This window comes from Labrys sp. KB_33_2 (genome assembly GCF_052114505.1).
Lineage (GTDB): Bacteria > Pseudomonadota > Alphaproteobacteria > Rhizobiales > Labraceae > Labrys.
This window is the reverse complement of the sequence record NZ_JBFREW010000008.1, coordinates 280068-286122: the sequence shown is the minus strand read 5'-3', so window position 1 is coordinate 286122 and position 6055 is coordinate 280068. Positions and strand designations below refer to the sequence as shown.

8 protein-coding genes are annotated in these 6055 nt (G+C 65.2%); 4 read left to right on the top strand and 4 right to left on the bottom strand.

The features are described 5' to 3' along the window. The 3 genes from AB4037_RS16680 to AB4037_RS16670 all read left to right on the top strand — a co-directional run. Window positions 1–545 (top strand): PqiC family protein (locus tag AB4037_RS16680; protein WP_441772268.1); only part of this gene is annotated, 545 nt, incomplete at its 5' end. Window positions 546–900: 355 nt separating this feature from the next. Further along, a complete protein-coding gene (locus AB4037_RS16675) occupies window positions 901–1353 on the top strand; it encodes a carboxymuconolactone decarboxylase family protein (RefSeq protein ID WP_434958810.1) in 453 nt (150 codons plus the stop codon). Beyond that, complete coding sequence (locus AB4037_RS16670; protein WP_441772267.1) at window positions 1353–2231, top strand: sigma-70 family RNA polymerase sigma factor; 879 nt, start codon at window positions 1353–1355, stop codon at window positions 2229–2231. Before AB4037_RS16675 ends, AB4037_RS16670 begins: the two co-directional genes overlap by 1 nt. Window positions 2232–2439: 208 nt before the next feature. Here the strand turns inward: AB4037_RS16670 and AB4037_RS16665 are convergent, their stop codons facing one another. Further along, window positions 2440–3507, bottom strand: coding sequence for an aldo/keto reductase (locus tag AB4037_RS16665; RefSeq protein WP_441772266.1), 1068 nt, complete (start codon window positions 3505–3507; stop codon window positions 2440–2442). Between the two features lie 101 nt (window positions 3508–3608). Between AB4037_RS16665 and AB4037_RS16660 the strand changes: the two genes are divergently transcribed. After that, entirely contained in the window at window positions 3609–4520 is a 912-nt protein-coding gene (locus tag AB4037_RS16660; RefSeq protein WP_441772265.1) for a LysR family transcriptional regulator, read from the top strand. On the opposite strand, the gene AB4037_RS16655 is transcribed toward AB4037_RS16660, so the two are convergent. From AB4037_RS16655 to AB4037_RS16645, 3 genes are read right to left on the bottom strand one after another with little or no spacing between them, the layout of a single operon-like run. Next, a complete protein-coding gene (locus AB4037_RS16655; protein ID WP_434958814.1) occupies window positions 4517–4957 on the bottom strand; it encodes an acetyltransferase in 441 nt (146 codons plus the stop codon). The genes AB4037_RS16660 and AB4037_RS16655 overlap by 4 nt on opposite strands. 31 nt (window positions 4958–4988) lie before the next feature. After that, a complete protein-coding gene (locus tag AB4037_RS16650) occupies window positions 4989–5597 on the bottom strand; it encodes an HAD family hydrolase (protein ID WP_441772264.1) in 609 nt (202 codons plus the stop codon). 18 nt (window positions 5598–5615) lie between these two features. Beyond that, a complete protein-coding gene (locus AB4037_RS16645; protein WP_441772263.1) occupies window positions 5616–6035 on the bottom strand; it encodes an EVE domain-containing protein in 420 nt (139 codons plus the stop codon). Between the last annotated feature and the right edge of the window lie 20 nt (window positions 6036–6055).

Sequence of the window (6055 nt, the reverse complement as noted above, 5' to 3'; positions counted from 1 at the left end):
CGGGCCTGGGCCTGGCTCTGGCTTTACTTTCGGCCTGCGCCTCGCCGGCGGCCAAGATCTATACCCTGGCCGCCCAAAGCGGGCAGAAGGTTGCGGGCCGGCCCGTCTCGGTATCGATCGAAACGGTGGATGTCGCCAAATATCTCGATCGGCCCCAGTTGGTGCGCCGCTCCGGCGACGTCCAGCTCGGCGTCTCCGAGTTCGARCGCTGGGGCGAGCCGATGGGCTCCATGGTGCAGCGCGTGCTGGCCGAGAATTTGCGCCGGCGCCTGCCCGCCGGCTCGCTGGTGACCACCAGCCAGACCGTGTCGGGCAAGGAAGCGGCGACGCTGGAACTTTCGGTCAGCCGTTTCGATACCAATGCCGAGGGCGTGGTCATGCTGCAGGCGCAATGGCGGCTGCATTACCGCAATGGCGGCCGCAGCGCGGCGGCCCAGGCCAGCATCGCCGTGCCCCCGGCCGATACCGGAGCCCCCGCCCAGGTAGAGGCGATGAGCTCGGCCCTCGACCAGCTCGCCGGACACATCGCCGCCAAGCTGCGCTGAAGGGACGAACGCCGGACCGGCTGAGTCAGGACAACGGCTTGGGCGAGCTGACGGAATTGATGAAGGAGCGCGACATTCGTGCCCCCTCGCCCCGTCCTTACGGGTATCGGCCACTCCACTTGGAGTGGGCTGGGATACAGGTGAGGGGCTTCGCTACGCTCCATTTGGTATCCCTCGCGCAGCTCCTCATCCCTGCCTTCTCCCCGTAAGAACGGGGCGAAGGAGTGGCTGGCGTTGCGCCTTCCCCCAACCATCGTGCAGTTGCCTTCGTCACTTCGAAAAAATTTCGCCGCCATGTCACAGCGGCGGAGGCAGGCTCGTCATGTCTGCGCAAACCGATCAAGAGGACATGATCATGAAAGCCAGACTGAACCCCTTCGCCGCCTCGCCCGCCATCATGAAGCAGTGGCTCGATTTCTCGACCGGGATCGACGGCCTCGAGACCAGCCTGATGGAACTGGTGAAGATGCGCGCCTCTCAGATCAATGGCTGCGGCTTCTGCCTGCATATGCACGCCCTCGACGCCCGCAAGCTTGGCGAGAGCGAGGAGCGGCTCTATCTGCTCGACGCCTGGCGCGAATCGCCGCTCTATAGCGAACGTGAACGCGCGGCCTTGGCCTGGACGGAAGCCCTCACCTTGGTCGCCGACAAGCGCGCGCCCGACGACGTCTACGAAGCGGTGAAGGCGCAGTTCACCGAGGAGGAACAGGTGAAACTCACTTTGCTGATCGTCGCCATCAATGGCTGGAACCGGGTCAATGTCGGCTTCAATGCCGTGCATCCGGTGCGCGCGAAAGCGGCGGCCTGATGCCGGGCGCCCTCCAGAGCGATGCGGCTGCAAGCTTCGATCCCTTGCGGCCGCGCCTGATCCGCATCGCCTATCGCATGCTGGGATCGGTCGCCGACGCCGAGGACGTGGTGCAGGATGCCTTCCTGCGCTGGCTCGACGCGGATCGCAGCGAGGTGCGCGAGCCGATGGCCTTCCTCACCCGCGCCGTCACCCGGCTTTGCCTCGACGTGCTCAAATCGGCCCGACGCCAGCGCGAGACCTATATCGGCCCCTGGCTGCCCGAGCCGATGATCGAGGAGGGCGAGGACGAGGTCGAGGACGTCACCTTGCCGCTGATGCTGGCGCTCGAGCGGCTTTCGCCGCTGGAGCGTGCCGCCTTCCTGCTCCACGACGTCTTCGGCGTTTCCTTCGACGAGATCGCTGAGACCATCGGGCGCGATCCCGCCGCCTGCCGCCAGCTCGCCAGCCGGGCCCGCACCCATGTCCGCGCCTCCAGGCCGCGTTTCGACATGCCGAAGGAGCGTGGACTGGAGATCGCCCACGCCTTCTTCGCGGCCTCGCGCAGCGGCGACATGACAGCGCTGCAGGCCCTGCTGGCCGCCGATGTCGCCGTGCATTCCGATGGCGGCGGCAAGAAGCCGGCCGCGATGAAGCCGATCTTCGGCCTCGAGGACGTGATGAAGCTGCAGGCCGGCCTCGCCCACTACTTCGCCGAGACCATGTCGAAGCTGGTGCGCTACACCTATATCAATGGCCTGCCTGGCTTCATCACCATCGAACGCGACGAAACGCTGCAGACCACGGCCCTCGACATACGTGATGGCCGGATCGTCGGCATCTACGTCACCCGCAATCCCGACAAGCTCAAGCATATCGAGGAGACAACCCTGCATTGAGGGGGAGATGGCAGCAAGCTTGGTTTGAGGTAGCGCTGCCCCTCACCCTTACCCTCCCCGTAAACGGGGCGAGGGAGACTTCCATGTCCCGCCCTATCCAGCAGGCGCCCTGTCTCGCATCGAGGCGCAACGTCTGACACCCCTCGCCCCGTCCTTACGGGGAGAGGGTAAGGGTGAGGGGCGGCACGACTGTAGGAAATCTACACCCCTACCCCCGCGTCGGGATCTTCAGCCCGCCGAACATCACATTGCGTGTCAGCGGACGATTGAGGAAGTCATGCGGAAAGCCGAGTTCGATGGCACTGGCCGCCTCGAGCCGGTCGCGCTGCTCGTCCGAGAAGCTCACCTCGAGCGCGCCGAGATTGTCCTCGAGCTGGGCCAGCGTCCGAGCACCGATGAGGGGCGAGGCGACCGCCGGATTGGTGAGTGTCCAGGCCAGCGCCACCTGCGAGGGCGTATGCCCGGTCTCGCCCGCGACCGCCTTGACCACTTCAGCAATGTCGAGGCCGCGTTCGGTGAGCGCCCCATTGCCCAGCGCGACATTGCGGCGGGTGCCCGAAGCTTCGGCCGAGCCGCCGCTGTCGTCGAGATCCGCCCGGCTATATTTGCCGGCGAGCACGCCGCTGGCCAGCGGCGACCAGGGAATGACGCCGAGACCCAATTCGCGGGCCATCGGCACCAGCTCGCGCTCGATGGTGCGCTCGATCAAATTGTATTCGACCTGCAGGGCGATCAGCGGCGCCCAGCCGCGGAGATCGGCGATGGTCTGCATGCGGGCGATCTGCCAGGCCGGGGCATCCGAGATGCCGGCATAGACGATCTTGCCCGAGCGCACGAGGTCGTCGAGGCCGCGCAGCACTTCCTCCACCGGCGTGGTGAAGTCCCAGGCGTGCAGATAGAGCAGGTCGATATAGTCGGTGCCGAGCCGCTTCAGACTGTCCTCGACCGAACGCACCATGCTCCTGCGGTGATTGCCGCCGGAATTGGGATCGCCGGGGCGGGAGGGCAGCGTGTATTTGGTGGCGATCACCAGCCGGTCGCGGCGGTCGGCGGCGAAAGCGCCGACGAAGCGCTCGGACGTGCCGTTGGTATATTGGTTGGCGGTGTCGATGAAATTGCCGCCGCGGTCGACATAGGCGTCGAAGATACGGCGGGCCTCGGCTTCGTCGGCGCCCCAGCCCCAATCCGTGCCGAAGGTCATCGTCCCTAGCGACAGCGGGGATACCCTGAGGCCCGAGCGGCCGAGAAGGCGGTAGTCATCCAAAGCGAGTGTCATGGCGGTCATCCTCCGTTGCGATGCTGCCGGGAAGATGGTCCCTGGAGACTGCTTCGTTAATGCTATAGAATACGCATGGCTTATGAAGAAAGGCGTATAGAATGCGGGGCAGCGAGCATGTGGAATTGCGAGCTTTCGTCGCCGTGGTCGAACATGGAAGCTTCGCGCGGGCCGCCGCCCATCTCGGCCTGTCCCCCTCGGCCCTGAGCCAGACCATCCGCGCGCTGGAGGAGAGGCTCGGCGTTCGCCTGCTCAACCGTACCACCCGCAGCGTGGCACCGAGCCAGGCTGGCGAGCGCTTCCTCGCCCGGCTGCGCCCGGCGCTGTCCGATCTCGACGCCGCCGTCGCGGATGTACGGAGCCTGCGCGACAGTCCTGCCGGCCTGCTACGCATCAATGCCACCCGTATCGCCGCCATCCACGTCATCGGGCCGCTGATCGGCCCCTTCCTCGCAGCCTATCCCGACATCACGGTGGACCTCGTCAGCGAGGACAGGCTGATCGACATCGTGACCAACCGCTTTGATGCCGGGGTGCGGCTCGGCGAGATGGTGGAGAGGGACATGATCGCCGTGCGGCTCGGCGGCGAACTCAGGCTGATGGCCGTCGCCGCCCCGACCTATCTCACCCGCTACGGCACGCCCGTGACGCCGCATGACCTCGCCCGCCATCGCTGCATCAATTTCCGCTGGCCGACCGATCTCAGCCTCTATCACTGGGAATTCGAGCGCGAGGGCCGGCCGCTGGAAGCTGCCGTGGAAGGTCCGCTCATCGTCAACGAACCGGAGGTCGCCTGCCTGGCGGCGCTCGCCGGCGTCGGCATCGCCTATCTGTTCGAACATCAGGTCCGCCCCGGGCTCGCATCAGGCCAGCTCGTCCACCTTCTGGCGGACTGGTCGCCGCCCTTTCCGGGCTTCCACCTCTATTATCCCAGCCGCCGCCAGATGGCCCAGCCGCTGCGGGCCTTCCTCGACTTCGTTGCGGCGAATCAGGGCAAGGCTCCGAAAAACTAACCCAAGCGCATATGCATCAGCGGATAGGGGCGTCCGTCACCATCGAGCGCGGAGCGACCTGTCTCGACGAAGCCGAGGTGGCGGTAGAAGCCGACAGCCTGCGTGTTCTGCTCGTTGACGTCGACGGTCAACGGTCCCTCGCCCTGTTCTCGGGCATGGCGGACCAGCAGCGTGCCGATGCCCTGGCCGCGCCTTTCGGGATCGATGAACAGCGAATCGATATGGCGCACCGACAAGCCCATGAAGGCCAATGGCCGGCCGTCGCCGTCAGCGGCGACATGCAGAGGCGCTGACGGCAGATAGTCGTTGGCGACCAGCTTCTCGATCGCCTCGAAATCACCGGGGAGCAGGAAATCATGGGTCGCCCTGACGGAGCCGCGCCAGATCTCGAGCAGGGAGGGCACATCCGCCGGGCGGGAGGAGCGAAGGGTAATCATAAATCCGGTGTCCAAATAGATAGAATAACGTTCACACCGGCAAAATGGCGAGCAACTGGCGGAGATCCGTGATGGTGACAGCTCCCCGCCCAGCCTGCGCGACGCTGCGGCGATCGAGATGAAGAGCCTGCAGGCCCGATCTCGTCGCGCCCTCATAATCGCTTCGCCAGCTATCGCCAACCATCAGGATTTCTGCTGGTGTACAGCCAAGCTGGAGGCAGAGGGATCGATAAAATGCGGGAGCAGGCTTTGCCGCTCCGACCTCGAAGGAGAGGCAGGCACAATCCAACAGATCAGCAAACAAAGCCTCCAGCGGAGCCGCGTAGGGCAGCGCAAGATTAGAGGCGAGGGCAATGCGATAGCCCGCCCGACGTAGCGCAACAAGAACTGCACGGCTTTCCGCAAAGGCGCGGATGGATACCAGCTCCGCCTCTAGATCAACATTCCATTCGAGATTTGGCCGCACGCCGCACATATCGGCGAAAGCGCCGAGGTCGAGCGGCCGCGTGATTGACGCGGCCAGAACGCCAATTGTCGAGGCTCGCGCAATACGAACATAGGGCCGGCGCTCGTCGGTGACCTCGACGAGCGTGCCGAACGCGTCGAAAGCAACGGCCTTGATGGTGCGCGGCTGGTCCATTGGACGGTTCAGCTGGGCTCAGACCTTGTACCCACCCATCGCACAGACGATCTGCCATTCCTCGTCCGTCACGGGCTGCACGGACAGGCGCGACAGCTTCACCAGCGCCATATTGGCCAGCCTCGGCTCGGCCTTGACATCGGCCAAAGTCACCGGCTTGGGGAAGGGGGCTACCGCCTTGAAGTCCACCAGCACCCAGGGTTGGCCTGGTGTGGCCGGGTCCGGATAATGCTCGCGCGCCACCTCAGCGACGCCGACGACGGCCTTGCCCTCGTTGGAATGGTAGAAGAAGGCCTTGTCGCCCTTCTTCATCGCCATCAAATTGAGCTTGGCGGCATGATTGCGCACGCCGTCCCAGGGCGTGCCCTTGGCACCGGCGGCGACCTGCTGGTCCCAGCTCCACACTTCGGGTTCAGACTTGATCAGCCATTGGGCCATGACAACCGCCTCCTTGCCGG